General features: G+C 72.0%; 15 protein-coding genes. 7 read left to right on the top strand and 8 right to left on the bottom strand.

The window, feature by feature from the left end:
* Positions 1–99: 99 nt before the first annotated feature.
* The 3 genes from K1T34_RS44090 (at position 100) to K1T34_RS44100 (ending at position 3,938) form a co-directional block, all read left to right on the top strand.
* Positions 100–1,833: a pyruvate dehydrogenase gene (locus tag K1T34_RS44090; protein ID WP_220240572.1), complete on the top strand. Its 1,734-nt coding sequence runs from the start codon at positions 100–102 to the stop codon at positions 1,831–1,833.
* 34 nt (positions 1,834–1,867) lie between these two features.
* Positions 1,868–2,890, top strand: a complete 1,023-nt coding sequence (locus K1T34_RS44095; RefSeq protein WP_255638013.1) for a helix-turn-helix domain-containing protein — start codon at positions 1,868–1,870, stop codon at positions 2,888–2,890.
* 97 nt (positions 2,891–2,987) lie between these two features.
* Complete coding sequence (locus K1T34_RS44100) at positions 2,988–3,938, top strand: alpha/beta hydrolase (protein WP_220240573.1); 951 nt, start codon at positions 2,988–2,990, stop codon at positions 3,936–3,938.
* 14 nt (positions 3,939–3,952) lie between these two features.
* Here the strand turns inward: K1T34_RS44100 and K1T34_RS44105 are convergent, their stop codons facing one another.
* From K1T34_RS44105 to K1T34_RS44115, 3 genes are read right to left on the bottom strand one after another with little or no spacing between them, the layout of a single operon-like run.
* The gene (locus K1T34_RS44105; protein ID WP_220240574.1) at positions 3,953–4,699 is read right to left on the bottom strand and encodes a succinate dehydrogenase/fumarate reductase iron-sulfur subunit; all 747 of its coding nucleotides are present in this window, start codon (positions 4,697–4,699) and stop codon (positions 3,953–3,955) included.
* On the bottom strand, positions 4,696–6,639 hold the full coding sequence (locus tag K1T34_RS44110) for a fumarate reductase/succinate dehydrogenase flavoprotein subunit (RefSeq protein ID WP_370643538.1): 1,944 nt from the start codon (positions 6,637–6,639) through the stop codon (positions 4,696–4,698). Before K1T34_RS44110 ends, K1T34_RS44105 begins: the two co-directional genes overlap by 4 nt.
* Positions 6,627–7,337: a succinate dehydrogenase cytochrome b subunit gene (locus tag K1T34_RS44115; protein ID WP_220240575.1), complete on the bottom strand. Its 711-nt coding sequence runs from the start codon at positions 7,335–7,337 to the stop codon at positions 6,627–6,629. The genes K1T34_RS44110 and K1T34_RS44115 overlap by 13 nt, the downstream gene beginning before the upstream one ends.
* An 82-nt stretch (positions 7,338–7,419) precedes the next feature.
* Between K1T34_RS44115 and K1T34_RS44120 the strand changes: the two genes are divergently transcribed.
* The 4 genes from K1T34_RS44120 to fdhD all read left to right on the top strand — a co-directional run bounded on the left by K1T34_RS44120 (position 7,420) and on the right by fdhD (position 11,629).
* Positions 7,420–8,349, top strand: a complete 930-nt coding sequence (locus K1T34_RS44120; RefSeq protein ID WP_220240576.1) for a LysR family transcriptional regulator — start codon at positions 7,420–7,422, stop codon at positions 8,347–8,349.
* A gap of 43 nt (positions 8,350–8,392) precedes the next feature.
* Positions 8,393–9,301, top strand: coding sequence for an MBL fold metallo-hydrolase (locus K1T34_RS44125; RefSeq protein WP_220240577.1), 909 nt, complete (start codon positions 8,393–8,395; stop codon positions 9,299–9,301).
* 104 nt (positions 9,302–9,405) lie between these two features.
* Positions 9,406–10,761: an OFA family MFS transporter gene (locus K1T34_RS44130; RefSeq protein WP_220240578.1), complete on the top strand. Its 1,356-nt coding sequence runs from the start codon at positions 9,406–9,408 to the stop codon at positions 10,759–10,761.
* Between the two features lie 16 nt (positions 10,762–10,777).
* Complete coding sequence (gene fdhD / locus K1T34_RS44135) at positions 10,778–11,629, top strand: formate dehydrogenase accessory sulfurtransferase FdhD (protein ID WP_220240579.1); 852 nt, start codon at positions 10,778–10,780, stop codon at positions 11,627–11,629.
* 103 nt (positions 11,630–11,732) lie between these two features.
* Here the strand turns inward: fdhD and K1T34_RS44140 are convergent, their stop codons facing one another.
* The 5 genes from K1T34_RS44140 to K1T34_RS44160 form a co-directional block, all read right to left on the bottom strand.
* Positions 11,733–12,893: an NAD-dependent formate dehydrogenase gene (locus K1T34_RS44140; protein WP_220240580.1), complete on the bottom strand. Its 1,161-nt coding sequence runs from the start codon at positions 12,891–12,893 to the stop codon at positions 11,733–11,735.
* Between the two features lie 103 nt (positions 12,894–12,996).
* Positions 12,997–13,929, bottom strand: a complete 933-nt coding sequence (locus tag K1T34_RS44145) for a LysR family transcriptional regulator (protein ID WP_220240581.1) — start codon at positions 13,927–13,929, stop codon at positions 12,997–12,999.
* A gap of 46 nt (positions 13,930–13,975) precedes the next feature.
* Positions 13,976–14,833 carry a LysR family transcriptional regulator gene (locus tag K1T34_RS44150; RefSeq protein ID WP_220240582.1) on the bottom strand — a complete coding sequence of 286 codons (858 nt, stop codon included), beginning with the start codon at positions 14,831–14,833 and terminating at the stop codon, positions 13,976–13,978.
* Between the two features lie 21 nt (positions 14,834–14,854).
* On the bottom strand, positions 14,855–15,997 hold the full coding sequence (locus K1T34_RS44155; protein WP_220240583.1) for a molybdopterin molybdotransferase MoeA: 1,143 nt from the start codon (positions 15,995–15,997) through the stop codon (positions 14,855–14,857).
* A 10-nt stretch (positions 15,998–16,007) separates the two neighbouring features.
* Positions 16,008–16,517, bottom strand: coding sequence for a carbonic anhydrase (locus K1T34_RS44160; protein ID WP_304504299.1), 510 nt, complete (start codon positions 16,515–16,517; stop codon positions 16,008–16,010).

The following is a 16,517-nucleotide window of genomic DNA, read 5'->3' on the forward strand; positions in this document are numbered from 1 at the left end:
ATACTGCCACGGCATGGAACCGAGGAGAAAGAGGCATTGGACGCATACGGGCAGGCAGCACATGCTGGAAGCAGGTTTTCCGAGAGAGGAGCGTGGCTCATGGCCACAGTGGCCGAACAGCTCGTGCGGACTCTGCGCGACGCCGGCGTGGAACGGATCTACGGCATCGTCGGCGACAGCCTGAACCCGATCGTCGATGCGGTGCGCCGCACCGACGGCATCGAGTGGGTCCACGTGCGCCACGAAGAGGCGGCGGCTTTCGCGGCCGCGGCCGAAGCCCAGGTGACGGGGAAGCTCGCCGTGTGCGCGGGCAGCTGCGGCCCGGGCAACCTGCACCTGATCAACGGGCTGTTCGACGCCCACCGCAGCGGCGCGCCGGTGCTGGCGATCGCGTCGCACATCCCGTCGGCGCAGATCGGCACGGGGTTCTTCCAGGAGACGCACCCGGAGCAGTTGTTCACCGAGTGCAGCTTCTACAGCGAACTCGTGTCCCAGCCTGAGCAGATGCCGCGGATGCTGCGGATCGCGATGCAGACGGCTGTCGGCAAGGGCGGCGTGTCGGTACTGACCATCCCGGGCGACATCGCCGACCGCAAGGCCGCGCAGCCGGGTGTGGAAAAGGTCCAGCTCGTCAGGCCGTCGCCCGTCGTGCCGCCGGCCGGGACGATCGAGGAGCTGGCGCGCCTGCTCAACTCCGGTGAGAAGGTGATGCTCTTCGCCGGCGCCGGGACCCGCGGCGCGCACGACGAGGTGCTGGCCCTGGCCGAGCGGCTCAACGCTCCGGTCGGCCACTCGCTCGGCGGCAAGGAGTGGATCCAGTACGACAACCCGTTCGACGTCGGCATGAGCGGCCTGCTCGGCTACGGCGCCTGCTACGACGCGATGCACGCTGCAGACCGGATCGTGTTGCTGGGTACGGACTTCCCGTACGACAACTTCCTCCCGCAGGCCCGCACGATCCAGGTCGACACCGACGTCGCGCGCCTGGGCCGCCGCACTCCGCTGGAGCTGGCGGTCCACGGTGATGTGAAGGCGACGATCGAGGCCGTGCTGCCGCTGCTGCGCCAACGGACCGATCGCACCTACCTCGACCGGATGCTGCGCGAGCACGTGCGGAAGCTGGAGAAGGTGGTGTCGGCCTACACCACGAAGATCGAGCACCGCCGGCCCATCCACCCGGAGTTCGCCGCGGCGATCCTCGACGAGGTGGCCGACGACGACGCGGTGTTCACCGTGGACACCGGCATGGGCAACGTGTGGGCCGCTCGGTACCTCACGCCCAACGGCCGCCGCCGCGTGCTCGGCTCATTCCGCCACGGCAGCATGGCCAACGCGCTGCCGCACGCGATCGGCGCCCAGTTCGCGCAGCCGGGCCGCCAGGTCGTGTCGCTCTCGGGCGACGGCGGGCTCGCGATGCTCATGGGTGACCTGCTCACGCTGCCCACCTACGACATTCCGGTGAAGGTGGTGGTGTTCAACAATGCCACGCTCGGCATGGTGAAGCTCGAGATGCTCGTGGACGGCCTGCCCGACTTCGGCACCGACCACGCGCCCGTGAACTTCGCCGCGATCGCCCAGGCGTGCGGCATCCACGCGACGCGCGTCGAAGACCCGCGCGACGTGCGGGAGGCGCTGGCGAAGGCGTTCGTCCACCCCGGACCGGCCGTGGTCGAGCTGGTGACCGACCCCAACGCGCTGTCGATCCCGCCGCACATCACCGGCGCGCAGGTCCGCGGCTTCGCGCTCGGGGCGAGCAAGACGGTGCTCAACGGCGGCGTCGGCAAGATGATCGAGCTCGCGCGCACCAACCTGCGCAACGCGCCGGGCTTCTGAGCCCGCGCCGGCCCGTACGCTGGGCGCCGAGGAGGTGACCGACGTGCGTGAGCTGGCCGGGCGCATGCGGGCGATCGACCCCGGAGCCGGGGCCGCCCTGCAGGTGGTCGCCCACTTCGACGCCCTGGTGGAGGCCCGCGCCGGTCTCGAGGCGACGGTGCGGGCCGCGGCTGTGCTCGCCGGTTGCGCCGCGGGTCTCTTGGTTCCCGGACGCCGGCTGCGGGTCCGCGTGGAGCCGGACGGCCGGCGCGTGGACGGCGAGGTCGCCGGACTTGCGGTGCCGCTGCCGGGGTACGCGGGCGCGCTCGTGTGGGTGGAACGCGAGGCCGACGACCCGGGCCGGGCGGAGTTCGACCGCGTGCTCGTGGACCGGCTCGCCGCGACGGTCGGGATCGTGCTCGACCGCACGGGTGCCGGGTTCTCCACTGGTGACCCGGCGGCGGTGGAGCTCCTGGTGGACGCCACCGCCGACGAAGCCGCACGGCTCGCCGCGGCGCGGCGGCTCGGGTTGTCGCCGGAGGGGTCCTTCGTCGTCACGGTCTGCGCCGGCGGCCCGCACCCGCCCGGTGCGGCGCGGCTCGGCGACTTGGCGGTGACGATCGACCCGGCCGGATTACCCGCAAGGGCCGGCCCGGCGATGCGGTCGGCGTCGGGACCGGCGGTCGCCGTGCGGGATCTGTCGTTGTCCTACGGGCGGGCCGTTCTCGCGCTGCGGCTCACCGCCGTCGACGAACCGGGGCCGTCGCATGTGGACGCCGCCGAGGTGGGTGGGCTGCTGGCGCTCGCCGACGGGTGCGACTCGCCGGCGGCCACGGTGGAAGTGACGCACCTCGAACGCGTCCTCGCCGCGCACCCGTGGGCGCTCGCGACCCTGACCGCGGTCGCGGCGGAGCCGAGCCTGCGGGCCGCCGCGACGGCGCTCCACGTGCACCACTCGACGTTGCAGAGCCGCGTCGACCTGCTCGCCCAGGCGCTGGGCTACGGCGTCGCCACACCGGCCGGGCGGACCAGGCTCACGGTGGCGTTGGTGCTGCGCCGGTTCCGCCGGAACCGCTGACCGCCGCGTGGCGGGCAACGGCCGCCGCGTGACGGGTTCACCGGGGCGGGCTCGGGCCCTAGCGTCGGGGGTCGACGTACCGAGAGGAGCAGGCGGCATGCAGAGGGTGCACCCACCGTTCGACCCCGAGATCGCGGCGGCGCTGGTGGCGGTGAACAAGGCGCTGCCGTCGTCGGTGACGCCGGAGCTCGTGGGCCGGCTGCGCGAGCTGACGGCGGCCGGGCACACGATGAGCGTGGCCGAGATCGGCGAGCACGCCGATGTGCGCGAGGTCGACGCCGGCGTTCCGCTGCTGGTGCTGCGGCCGAAGGACAGCGACCCGGCCGCGCCGTTGCCGGGCGTGTACTTCATGCACGGCGGCGGCATGATGGCCGGCAACAACCGCACGGGCGCCGACTGGCTGCTCGGCTGGCTGGCCGAGATCCCGATGGTCGTGGTGAGCGTCGACTATCGCCTCGCGCCGGAGCATCCGCACCCCGCGCCCGTCGAGGACTGCTACACCGGTCTGACGTGGGTGGGCGAGCACCTCGCCGAGCTGGGCATCGACCCCGCCCGGCTCGTGGTGGCGGGCGGCAGCGCCGGCGGCGGGCTCGCGGCCGCCACCGCGCTGATGGCTCGCGACCGCGGTGGCCCGCCCCTGCGGGGGCAGCTGCTGGTGTGCCCGATGATCGACGACCGCGCGAGCACACCGTCGAGCACCGAACTGGTCGGTGAAGGCGTGTGGGACAGTGTCTCCAACGCCACCGGCTGGTCCGCGCTCCTCGGTGACGCCGCCGGGGGTCCGGATGTCTCCCCGTACGCCGCGCCCGCCCGCGCCACCGATCTCTCGGACCTGCCGCCCGCGTTCATCGAGGTCGGCTCGGTCGAGACCTTCCGCGACGAGGCTGTCGCCTACGCGTCACGCCTGTGGCAGTCGGGCGGGCAGGCGGAGCTGCACGTGTGGCCGGGCGGGTGCCACGGCTTCGACGAGGTCGTCCCGCATGCCCCGATGTCCCGTGAGGCGCGGGCGAGCCGGGCCAACTGGCTACGCCGCGTCTTCGCCGAGTAGGACAGCCGAGTAGGTCACTTGCGCGCTTTGCGCGCCGCCTTGAGGAACTCCCGGTTGAGCGTGTTGATGCTCGTCAGCGGGATGCCCTTGGGGCAGGCCAGCGTGCACTCGCCGCTGTTGGTGCAGCCGCCGAAGCCTTCGGCGTCCATGGTGTCGACCATGTCGAGCACTCGCTGCGCGCGTTCGGGCTGGCCCTGCGGCAAGGAGTTGAGGTGGCTGACCTTTGCGGCGGTGAAGAGCATCGCCGAGCCGTTGGGACACGCCGCGACGCAGGCGCCGCAACCGATGCAGGTGGCGTTGTCGAAGGCGAGGTCGGCGTCCGGCTTGGGCACCGGCGTCGCGTGGGCGTCGGGGGCCGCGCCCGTCGGGGCGGTGATGTAGCCGCCGGCCTGGATGATCCGGTCGAACGCCGAGCGGTCGACGACGAGGTCCTTGATCACGGGGAAACCCTTGGCCCGCCAGGGTTCGACGTCGATCACGTCACCGTCGGAGAACGCGCGCATGTGCAGCTGGCACGTCGTGGTCGTCTCCGGCCCGTGGGCCTGGCCGTTGATGACGACGCCGCAGGAGCCGCAGATGCCTTCACGGCAGTCGTGGTCGAACGCGACCGGCTGTTCGCCCGACTCGATGAGCTGCTGGTTGAGCGTGTCGAGCATTTCGAGGAAGGACATGTCGGTGCTGATGCCGTCGACGGGGTAGTCGACGAGCTGTCCTTCGGTGTCGGGGCCGGACTGGCGCCAGACACGCACGGTGAGTTTCACGTGTAGCTCCGCTGGGTGGGGTGGACGTAGTCGAAGTTCAGGGGTTCCTTGTGCAGCACGGGTTTCTCGCCGTACTCCCAGGCCGAGACGTGCGAGAAGTTCTCGTCGTCGCGGGCGGCCTCGCCCTCGGGAGTCTGGTGTTCCTCCCGGAAGTGCCCGCCGCAGGACTCCTCGCGCACGAGGGCGTCGAGCAGCAGGAGCTCGGCGAGTTCGAGGAAATCGGCGACGCGCGCGGCCTTCTCCAGCTCCTGGTTGAGCTCCTCGCCGGTGCCGGGGATGCGGACGTCGCGCCAGAACTCGGCCCGGAGTTCCGGGACGCGTTCGAGGGCCTTGCGCAGGCCTTCCGCGGTGCGAGCCATGCCGCAGTGGTCCCACATCATCAGGCCCAGCTCGCGGTGGAACGAGTCCACCGACCGCGTGCCGTTCACCGCGAGGAGCCGCTCGAGGCGGTCGCGGACGCCGGTCTGCGCCTCGACGACGGCGGGGTCGTCCAGGGTGACGTCGGTGAACCCGCCCTGTCCGATGTAGTCGTTGAGGGTCGCCGGCAGGACGAAGTAGCCGTCGGCCAGCCCCTGCATGAGCGCCGAGGCGCCGAGGCGGTTGGCGCCGTGGTCGGAGAAGTTGGCCTCGCCGATCACGAACATGCCGGGAATCGTGCTCTGCAGGTCGTAGTCGACCCACAGCCCGCCCATCGTGTAGTGGATGGCGGGGTAGATGCGCATCGGGACCTCGTACGGGTTCTCCGCGGTGATGCGCTGGTACATGTCGAAGAGGTTGCCGTACCGGGCTTCGACGGCCGGGCGCCCGAGACGCTGGATGGCGTCGGCGAAGTCCAGGTACACCCCGAGCCCGCCGGGTCCGACGCCGTAGCCGGCGTCGCAGATGTTCTTCGCCGCCCGCGACGCGATGTCGCGGGGGACCAGGTTGCCGAAGCTGGGGTAGAGGCGTTCCAGGTAGTAGTCCCGTTCGTCTTCCGGGATCTCCGACGGCGGCCGCGGGTCCTGCTTTTCTTTGGGGACCCAGATGCGGCCGTCGTTGCGCAGCGACTCGCTCATCAGTGTCAGCTTCGACTGGTGGTCGCCGGAGCGCGGGATGCACGTCGGGTGGATCTGCGTGAAGCAGGGATTGGCGAAGTACGCGCCCCGCTTGTGGGCCCGCCAGATCGCCGACGCGTTGGAACCCTTGGCGTTGGTGGAAAGGTAGAAGACGTTGCCGTACCCGCCGGTGGCCAGCACGACGGCGTCGGCCAGGTGAGTGGTGACCTCGCCGGTGACGAGGTCGCGCGCGACGATGCCACGGGCCCGGCCGTCGACCACGATCAGGTCGAGCATCTCCGTGCGCGGGTGCAGCTCGACGTTCCCGGCGTCGATCTGCCGCGACAACGCCTGGTAGGCCCCGATCAGCAGCTGCTGCCCGGTCTGTCCGCGCGCGTAGAACGTCCGCTGCACCTGCACGCCGCCGAACGAGCGCGTGTCGAGGAGCCCGCCGTACTCCCGCGCGAACGGCACGCCCTGCGCCACGGCCTGGTCGATGATCTGCGCCGACACCTCGGCCAGCCGGTACACATTGGACTCCCGTGATCGGAAGTCGCCGCCCTTGACCGTGTCGTAGAACAGCCGGTGCACGGAGTCGCCGTCGTTGCGGTAATTCTTCGCCGCGTTGATGCCGCCCTGAGCCGCGACCGAGTGCGCGCGCCGCGGTGAGTCCTGGAAGCAGAACTGCACCACGTGGTAACCCTGCTCGGCCAGCGTCGCCCCGGCGGATCCACCGGCCAGGCCGGTGCCGACCACGATCACCCGGTGCTTGCGCCGGTTCGCCGGGTTGACCAGCTTCGCCGAGAACTTCCGCGCGCTCCAACGCTCGTCGATCGGTCCGGACGGCGCCTTGGTGTCGGTGATCGGCTCGCCGATCGTGTAGTCGAGCATGCTCAGCTCACCCATCCAGTCATGACGGAGATCGGCACGATCATGAACCCGCCGGTGATGACCACGGCCAGGACGGTGCCGACGGTCTTGACCGTGCGGTCCTTGGTCGCGCTCTTGATCCCCAGCGTCTGCGTGGCGCTCCAGAACCCGTGGTTGATGTGCAGCCCGAGCATCAGCAGGGCCACCAGGTAGATGACGTTGACCCACCACACCTGGAAGTCGGCGACGACGTTGTGGAACGGCTGCCCCTCCACGAAGTCCCGGTTCGCGACCCCGACCGTGAGGTCGAGGATGTGCCACACGATGTACACCGCGAGCGTCGCGCCGCCCCAGCGCATGGTGTGCGTGGCGAAGGTCGCCCGCGGCCGCTGCCCGTGCGCGTACCGGACCGGCCGCGCGCGGCGGTCGCGTTTGGACAGCTGTACCGCCGCCGTGACGTGCAGCACCAGCGCCACCACCAGAACCGCGCGCTGGATCCACAGGAACCACGCGTACGGCAGCGCCGGCTCCCCGATCGTGCGCAGCCAGGCCGCGTAGTGGTCGAAGGTCTCCGGCCCGAAGAAGATCTTCAGGTTGCCGGCCATGTGCGCGAGCAGCCAGACCACGAACAGCAGTCCGGTCGCCGCCATCACGACCTTCTTGCCGATCGACGATTCCCAGAAAAGCCGCACCGCCGAGCGTTTGCGCCGGGCGGTGGCGAGTTCACTTGCCACGGCTCCGACGTTAGGTCCGCGTCAACGAGAGGGCAAACACATGATTCCTCTCGTGACGAGAGCCAACGCCTATGATGGCCCTATGCAGTTCCAGCAGCTGGCATATTTCCTGGCAGTGGCCGACACGCGGCACTTCACGCGCGCGGCCGAGCAGGTGCGTGTGGCGCAACCCTCACTGTCACAGCAGATCCGCGCGCTCGAACGCGACGTCGGCGCCACGCTGTTCCACCGTGTCCGCGGCAACGTCACGCTCACCGAGGCCGGCGAGACGCTCCTGCCCATCGCGCGGCGCATCCTGGCCGAGACCGAGACGGCGTACCGGGCGATCCGCGAGCTCGACGAGCTGGGCCGCGGCCGCGTGCGCCTCGGCGCGACGCCCAGCCTGTGCACCGGCCTGCTGCCGGTGATGCTCGCGGCGTTCCGGCGCACCTACCCCGGCATCGAACTGGCGCTGCACGAGAGCGGTTCCCGCGACCTGCAGACCGACCTTTCCGAAGGCGGGCTCGACCTCGCGATGATCGTCGACAGCCGGGTCCGCGACGACCACCGCCTGGAAAGCACGCCGCTGTTCGTCGAGGAACTCGTGGTGATCTCCCCGAAGCACGAGCCGGCGCCGGTGCGCGGACGGCTCGCCATCCAGGACCTGAAGGGCCGGCCGCTCGTCATGTTCCGCCGCGGCTACGACCTGCGCGAGGCCACCGTGAACGCCTGCCGCGCCGCCGGGTTCGACCCGGCCTTCGCCATCGAGGGCGGCGAGATGGACGCCGTGCTCGAGCTCGTGCAGGCGGGCCTTGGTCTCGCCGTCGTCCCGAGCACCGTGGTGGGGGACCGGTTCCGGATGACGCAGTTCACCGAACCCGGCCTCAGCCGCGTCGTCCGGCTCGCCTTCCGCCGCGATGTCGAGCTCACGCGCGCGGCCCGCGCTCTGCAGGAGGAGATTGTCCGATTCCTGGCCGGGGGAGGTGGACTCGGTCACCTCCCACTCGGGATCCGCTCGCTCGCCGGGCGCTGACGGGGGCATGATCAACTCGAGGAGTCCGAGAGGGGAGTGCGTGATGGCGGGAGCGCTGAACGAGCAGTCGGCGGTACGGGTGCTGGAGCTCGCGGGAGTGCGGTTCACCTACGTGGTCGACGGCGCGCTGGCCATGGTGCCCGGCGGCTTCTTCCCTGCCATCCCGGCGGCCTACTGGACCGAACACCCCGAGGTGCTCGACGTGAAGGGACGCGTCACGGCCTCCGTCGGCGGCCTGCTCGTGGAGCGCGACGGCCGGTCGCTGCTCGTCGACGCCGGGCTCGGCGTCGCGACCGACCCGGTCGAAATCAGCGGCGAGCCGATCGCCTTCAGCAATTCCGGTGCCCTGCCCGACACCCTCGCCGCGCTCGGCCACAAGCCCGAGGACATCGAGGCCGTGGCGTTCACGCACCTCCACGTGGACCACACCGGCTGGGCGTTCGTCGACGGCCGCAAATTCTTCCCGGCGGCCACCTACCTCGTCGCCGCGCAGGAGTGGGCGCCGCACGGACGCGGGGAGCTCATCCCGGGGGCGCCGGGCCGGGCCGAGGTGATCGAGCCGCTGGCGGGCACGCACCAGGTGATCGGCGACGGCGACGAGGTTTTCCCGGGTGTCCACGCGCTCGTGACACCCGGCCACAGCCCGGGCCACACCTCGTACGTGATCGAGGCGGGGGAGCAGTGCGTGATCGCGTTCGGCGACGTCTTCCACATTCCCGCGCAGATCACGCACCCCGACTGGCCTTCGCTGCCCGACGTCGACGCCGCGGGCGTGCTCGCCGCCCGTCGCCGGATCGTGCAGGAGCTGGAGCGGCCCGGCGCGATCGGATTCGGCATCCACTTCGGGGACCAGGCGTTCGGCCGCGTCCGGCGAGACACCGAAGGCCTGCTCGGCTGGGAACCGATCGAGGCCGAAGCCGTGCTGCCCGCGCCGCGCGTGCTGGGGGACTGAGCCCGCTCCGCCCGTCGGGCGACGCCCGTGGACAGGGTGCAGTGGGGGTGCTATAACCGGACTACTCCATACTGCATACAACATCCAGTCGAGCGGGTGACGCCATGTCCGAGCACCGGACCACCACCGCGGTTCGCGAACTGAAGGACGTCTACGGACGCCGGTACCGAGTCGGGGAAAGCGATCTGGACCTGCTCGGCCGCCCCCGGAGCTGGATGCTCTGGCTCAGCGGCGCCGCGATGTTCGCGGCCGGGCTGCAGCAGTACGGCTTCGGCGCCATCGCGCCGGTGCTCACCGGCGCGCACGGCTGGACGTTCACCGAAGTGGTGGTGTCGCTCGCCGTGTGGGCGGTGGCCCAGGCGAGCGTGGTGTTCCCCGCCGCGTGGCTGCGCGACCGCGGCCGGCTCTCGCCGTCGTTCGCGGTGGCGCTGGGCGGGATCCTGTGTGCGATCGGGCTCGTGACGCTCGGCCACGCGTCGAGCCTGGCCGTGGTGTTCGTGGGCTACTCGCTGCTCGGCGGCATCGGCACGGGGCTGGTCTACGGCACGTGTGTCGGCGCCGTGATGAGCTGGTTCCCCGACCACACCGCCACCCGCGTCGGCGCGGTGAGCGGCGCCTTCGCCTACGGCAGCGTCCCTTTCGTGCTTGTCGCCGGCTTCGGCCTCAGCGTCGGCAACCGCGGCGTGCTGCTCGACGTGACGGCGGCACTCGTGCTCGTCGTTGTGGTCGGCGCGGGCGTGCTCCTGCGCTATCCGCCGCGCAACTGGTGGCCGTCCGGCGCGCCGGACCCGCGCGAGTGGGCGCGGGACAAGGTCCGCAACCGCACCGTCTCGGTCAACCGCCCCGCCGTCCGCCACTACCGGCCGGTCGAGCTCCTGCGCTGCGGAACGACCCTCGCCCTGTACGTCACGGTGGTGCTGGCCGCCGCCGTGCTGCTGTTCGACCTCGCCTACCTCGCGACGTTCGTCGCCGAGCAGGGTGGCGGCACGGGCCTCGCGGCGGTCGCGCTCGCGGTGCTGGCCGGCGTGACCGGCACCGGCCGCGTGCTGCTCGGCTGGCTGTCCGACCGCGTGGGCCGTCGCCGGATCCTGCAGCTGGCCCTGGTGGCCGGCGGTATCGGCCAGTTCGTGCTCTTCTACTCCGGCGAGCACCGGCAAGCCTTCGGCCTCGTGCTCGGCGCCGCGCTCGCCGGGCTGGGCAACGGCTGCTGCTATACCCTGCTGACCGGGTTGGTGCGCGAGTACTTCGGCGAGGAGTCGGCGTTGCAGAACTTCGGTGTGCTCTACAGCGCCAAAGCCGTCGGCGCGCTCCTCGGCATCGGGCTCGCCGCCCTCGTCGTCACGGCGCACGGCTACTTCGGCGCCTTCGCCGCAGCCGGGATCTTCAGCCTGGCCGGCGCCGTTCTCACCGGACGGCTGACACAGCCGGGCCGGCCCAAGTCCCTGCTTCCCGCGCGCTGATCCCGGAGGTGGCCCCATGGGCCGGATGACGAGCCGACGCCGAGTGTTCCGCGTCGTCGGCGGCGAGCTCACCATGCGCCCGGACACGCTCAGTGCCGAGGAACCGCTGGAGATCCGCGTGGCCGGCAAGGCGCTCACGATCACCATGCGCACGCCCGGCAGCGACTTCGACCTCGCCGCCGGGTTCCTGGTGGGCGAGGGGATCGTGCACCAGGGCGCCGACATCGCCGGGATCCGGTACTGCGCCGGGGCTACTGTGGACGGTTCCAACACCTACAACATCGTCGACGTCGTGCTGCGCGCCGGCGTGCCGCCGCCCGACCCGTCGATGGAGCGCAACTTCTACACCACGTCCTCGTGCGGCCTCTGCGGCAAGGCGAGCCTGGACGCGGTGCGCACGACGTTGCGGTGGCCGGTGACCGCCGACCCGCTCGCCGTCGGTCCGGAGGTGCTGACGGGCCTGCCCGACGCGTTGCGCGCGGCGCAGAAGGTGTTCGACCGCACCGGCGGCCTGCATGCGGCCGGGCTCTTCGACGCCGCCGGAGAGCTGCTGTGCGTGCGCGAGGACGTGGGGCGGCACAACGCGGTCGACAAGGTCGTGGGCTGGGCCGCGCGCGAGGGCCGACTGCCGCTGACCGGCACGATGCTGATGGTCAGCGGGCGGGCGTCGTTCGAGCTGGTGCAGAAGGCGGCGATGGCGGGAATCCCGTTGCTGGCGGCGGTTTCCGCGCCCTCGTCGCTGGCGGTGGAGCTGGCCGAGGAGGTCGGGCTCACGCTCGTCGGGTTCCTGCGTGGCAGCTCGATGAACGTCTACACGCGAGCCGACCGGCTCGGCCTGCACGACCCGCTGCAGCTCGTCGAGCGCTGAGGTCCCGCGCCGGGATCCAGCAGGCCGGGCACTGACGCCATGCCCGAGGACGGCTCCTTTCGCCGCGGGGCAATCGCGGCGAAAGGGGCCGTCGTCGAAGGGTTCAGCGCTTGGCCGAGTACGAGTGCGCACCCGTGCCGGCGAGGTTGCCGCCGTCGACGATGAGGTACTCGTCGCGGATCGGCGTACCGGCGAACCACGACTCGAGGATCTCGCGGGTGCCCGCCGCGTAACGCGTCTGGGCCGAGAGCGTGGAGCCCGAGATGTGCGGCGTCATGCCGTGGTGCGGCATGGTGCGCCACGGGTGGTCGGCCGGCGCGGGCTGCGGGAACCAGACGTCGCCGGCGTACCCGGCGAGCTGACCGCTCTCCAGGGCCCGCATGATCGCGTCGCGGTCGGCGATGCGGGCGCGGGCGGTGTTGATCAGGTACGTCCCGCGCTTCATCGTGGCGATGAGCTTGTCGTCGAACAGGCCCTCGGTCTCCGGGTGCAGCGGCGCGTTGATCGTCACGACGTCGCAGTGCGGCACCATGTCCGTGGCGCTCTCGTGGAACGTCAGGCCCAGCTCCTGCTCGACCTCGGCCGGCAGGCGGTGCCGGTCGGTGTAGTGCAGGTGCACGTCGAACGGCTTGAGGCGGCGCAGCACCGCGGTGCCGATGCGGCCGGCGGCGACCGTGCCGACGTGCATGCCCTCGAGGTCGTAGGAGCGCGCGACGCAGTCGGCGATGTTCCAGCCGCCGTCGAGCACCGTCTGGTACGAGGGCAGGTAGTTGCGCACCTGCGAGAGGATCATCATCACGACGTGCTCGGCGACGCTGATGCTGTTCGAGTACGTCACCTCGGCCACGGTCACGCCGCGGGCGATCGCCGAGTCGAGGTCGGTGTGGTCCGAACCGATGCCCGCGGTGATCACGAGCTTGAGGTTCTTCGCCTTCTCGAACCGCTCGGGCGTGAGGTAGGCCGGCCAGAACGGCTGAGAGATCACGATGTCCGTGTCGGGCAGCTCCTGGTCGAAGACCGAGCCCTCTCGGTCCTTGTCGGACGTCACGACCAACTGGTGGCCCTGGCTCTCCAGGAACTCCCGCAGCCCGAGCTCACCGGAGACGCTGCCGAGCAGGGCGCCGGGCGCGAAGTCGATCGCCTTCGGAGACGGGAGGGTCTGACCGCCGGGGAAGCCGTCGAGGTGAGGAAGATCGTCGCGCGCGTAGGTCTTGGGGTACCCGTCGACCGGGTCGTCGTACAGCACGCAGAGCACCTTTGCCATGGTCTGTCTCCCGAGGTTTTTCGTTGGCAGCTAACGACTTTCAGCTTCCTCCGCTGCCCGGGAGGGGTCAAAGCGTCAGTGCCTATGCCGACATAGGCCCCGGCTATCGCGCGGGCGCGAGGAAACCCGCGAGGACGCGCTCCAGCACTCCCCGGACGTCGACCCGCGGCGTCACCTCGAGCAGGGCGCGGGCGAGGATGGGCTCCGGGCCCCGGTCGGCCATCACCAGCCCGATCTGCGGCGGCTGGGCGGGGTTTTCCAGCGGCACCACACGCATGCCCGGCGGCACGCCGAACATGTGCAGCCACGCGTGGGAGATCACGCTCGACCAGCGCCGCGAGGCGACGTGGGCGTAGAGCCCCGACACGGTGTCGGTCTCGATCGCCGGGACGACCGACGCGCCGGCCTCGGCGAAGAGCCCGTCGAGGATGCGCCGGTTGCGCATCTGCTGCCCGAGCAGGCACAGCGGCACGGTCGCGACCTCGGCCCAGCGGACGCGCTCGCGCCCGGCGAGCTCACCGTCGCGCGGTGTCAGGAGCAGGTAGCGCTCCTCGTAGAGCGGGTAGGTGCGGACGGCGCCGAGCTCCTCATCGTCCACATAGGTCAGGGCGATGTCCAGTTCGTACTCGGCGAGCCGGCGCGTGATCTCCCGTGACGGAAGGGATTCCAGCGTCACGCGGGCGTGCGGGTGGCGTTCGCAGAACGGGGTCGTGAGCAGCGTCGCGGCGGTGAGCGATGTCGGGATCGTGCCGACGCGCAGGACACCCGAGAGGCTGCTGCGCATCGTGGAGAGATCCTGGCGCAGGCCGTCGCACTCGGCGAGGATCCGGTGCGCCCACAGCAGCACACGCTCGCCTTCTGGCGTCAGGCCCTCGAACCGCCGGCCGCGGCGCACGATCGGCGCGCCCAGCTCGTGCTCCAGCTTGCGGATCGCGGCCGACAGTGAGGGCTGCGAGACGTGACAGGCGTCGGCGGCGCGGGCGAAATGGCGTTCTCGCGCGAGCGCGACGAGGTACTCCAGTTGGCGTAGCAGCACATCTCATCATGGCGCACGCCCGAGACCGGGGAAAGGTCTTGCGGCGTCAGGTCAGGTGCCGCAGCACGGCCGCCACCGCAGGCGGGGGATCACCCGCCGGACGGGTCACGGTGATGTGCCAGGTCGGGCCGCCGCGGGAGAAGGGCCGCGAAGTGAGATCGGCGAACCGCGCGGCCACGGACGCGGGCAGGATGCACGCGCCGAGGTCGTGGCGGACGAGCTCCGCCGCGGCGGCGACGTCGGTGACCTCGTGGGCCACGGTGCGACGCACCTGCGCGGTGTGGAACGCGCGGTCGGTCGCCTCGCGGTTGGCCCAGCCCGGAGCGAAGTCGACGACCGCCGCCGCGGCCGCGTCGGCGGCGGTGACCGGCCGGTCACCGCCGCGATCGCCCGCGGGAGTCACCAGCACCATGGCCTCGCGCCGCAGCGGCCGGCTGACCAGACCGTCACCGGCCACGCAGTCCTCCACGGCGACGAGAGCGTCCACACTGGACTCGTGCACGGCCGAGCGCAGCTGCCGCGGCGGGACCAGGAGGACCTGCACCTGCACCCCGGGGTGCTCCCGGCGCAGCGCCGCCAGGGCGCGGTGCGGGTCGGGCCACGCGCCGGGCATCACCCCGATCCGCACGCGGCCGTCGAGTTTCCAGCGCGCCCCGTCCACGGTCGCCCGGGCGTGTTCGGCCGCCTTCAGCGCGGCGCGCGCGGCGGGCAGGAACGCCCGTCCCGCCGGCGTGAGCGCGACGCGGTGGGTGGTGCGCTCGAACAGCGAGGTGCCGAGGTCGCGTTCGAGCGCGCGCACCACCGTGGACACCGTCGACTGCACGGTGTGCAGGCGGTGCGCCGCGGCGGTGAACCCGCCCTCCTCGGCGACCGCGACGACGATCTCCAGCTGCCGCAGGTCCATCCGTCCTCCTCTTCGTCGCGGTCAGGGCAGGGACAGCAGTTCGACGTCACCGCCCCGCCAGCCCGGCGGCACCACGGCGAGGGCGTCGGCGAGCGCCGCGCCCCACAGCGAACCGGGCCGGTCGTGGCCCACCGGGGTGACGTCGCCGCCCGAGCGCACGACGGGCACGAGCCGGGTGTCGCTCGGGTGCGCCGGCAGGGGTTCGGCGGCCCACGCCGTGACGGGCGCCGGCTCGCGGTGCCCGCCGAGCTCGGTCAGCAACGGCATGAGCAGCGTCAACCCGGCCCCGAGTGCCGCGAACGGGTTGCCCGGCAGCCCGACCACGCACCGGCCGTCGGGCAGCACCGCCAGCAGCTGCGGGTGCCCGGGCCGGACCGCGACGCCGTCCACGCGCACGTCGGCGAGCAGCGCGCGCAGCACCCCTCGCAGGTGGTCGGCCGGTCCCTTCGAGGTGGCGCCGCAGACGACCACCACGTCGGCGTCGTTGTCGGTCAGCGCCGCGGTGAGGGCGTCGGGCTGGTCGGCGAGCCGGACAAGGCCGTGCTCGTCGGCACCCGCGGCGCGCAGCAGGCCGGGCAGCAGCGGCCCGATCGCGTCACGCACGCGACCCGGCTCCGGCAGGCCCGAGGTCTGGACCTCGTCGCCGGTCACGACCACCGACATGCGCGGCCGGCGGTGCACCAGCAGCGTGTCGTGCCCGACGGCCGCCGCCGCGCCGAGCACCGCGGCCGTCACGGTGGTCGACGTGGTGAGCAGCTCCTCGCCCTCGGGACAGTCCTCACCCCGGCGGCGGACGTGCTTGCCGGTCACCACGGTGCCGCTCACCCGCCGTCCACTGTGGACGGCGTGCTCCACCGGCAGCACCGCCCTCGTGCCGGTCGGGACCGGCGCGCCCGTGGCGATCTCGAGCGCCGTGCCGTGGGCCAGCACCCCGGCGTACGGCGCGCCGCCGGCCCGGACCGCGCCCACCACGGTCCACGGTCCCGGCCCGGCGACGGCGTACCCGTCCATCGCCGAGTTGTCGTACGCCGGCATCGGCACCAGGGCACGGACCGGGCTCGCCAGCGCCCGGCCCAGCGCTTCGCCCAACGGCAGCTCCACCGCCTCGAGCGGCTTCACCGCGTCGCGGGCGATCCGGCGGGCCTCGGCCCATCCCCGGTGCATGGCGTACCTCCTAGTCCGGCCGGCCCGCGGCGCCGACCTCGGTCATCGCCCCGGTCCGCTCGTCGTACACGAACCCTCGCACGGACGCGGTGTGCGGCAGGAACGGACTGCTGCGCACGCGGCGCAGGCACTGGCGCACGTCCTGCTCGGCGTCGGTGAACGCCTCGGCCGACCAGGGCGGCCGGATCCCGGTGCCCTGCTCGACCTGGCGGGCGAACTCCGTGTCCGTGAAGGTTCGCATGCCGCAGTCCTCGTGGTGGACGAGGATGATCTCCCGGGTACCCAGCAGCCGCTGGCTCACCGCCAGGGACCGGATCGCGTCGTCGGTCACGGCGCCGCCGGCGTTGCGGATCACGTGCGCGTCGCCCTCTTCCAGGCCCAGCAACCGGTACACGCTGATCCGCGCGTCCATGCACGCCACCACCGCCACGCGCCGGCGTGGCCGCTTCACCAGCCGGGTGTGGTCGAGGCCGCGGTGGTAGCGCCCGGCGTTGGCGACCAGCGCGTCGATCTCGCCCAC

The sequence above is a fragment of the Amycolatopsis sp. DSM 110486 genome, assembly GCF_019468465.1.
GTDB lineage: Bacteria > Actinomycetota > Actinomycetes > Mycobacteriales > Pseudonocardiaceae > Amycolatopsis.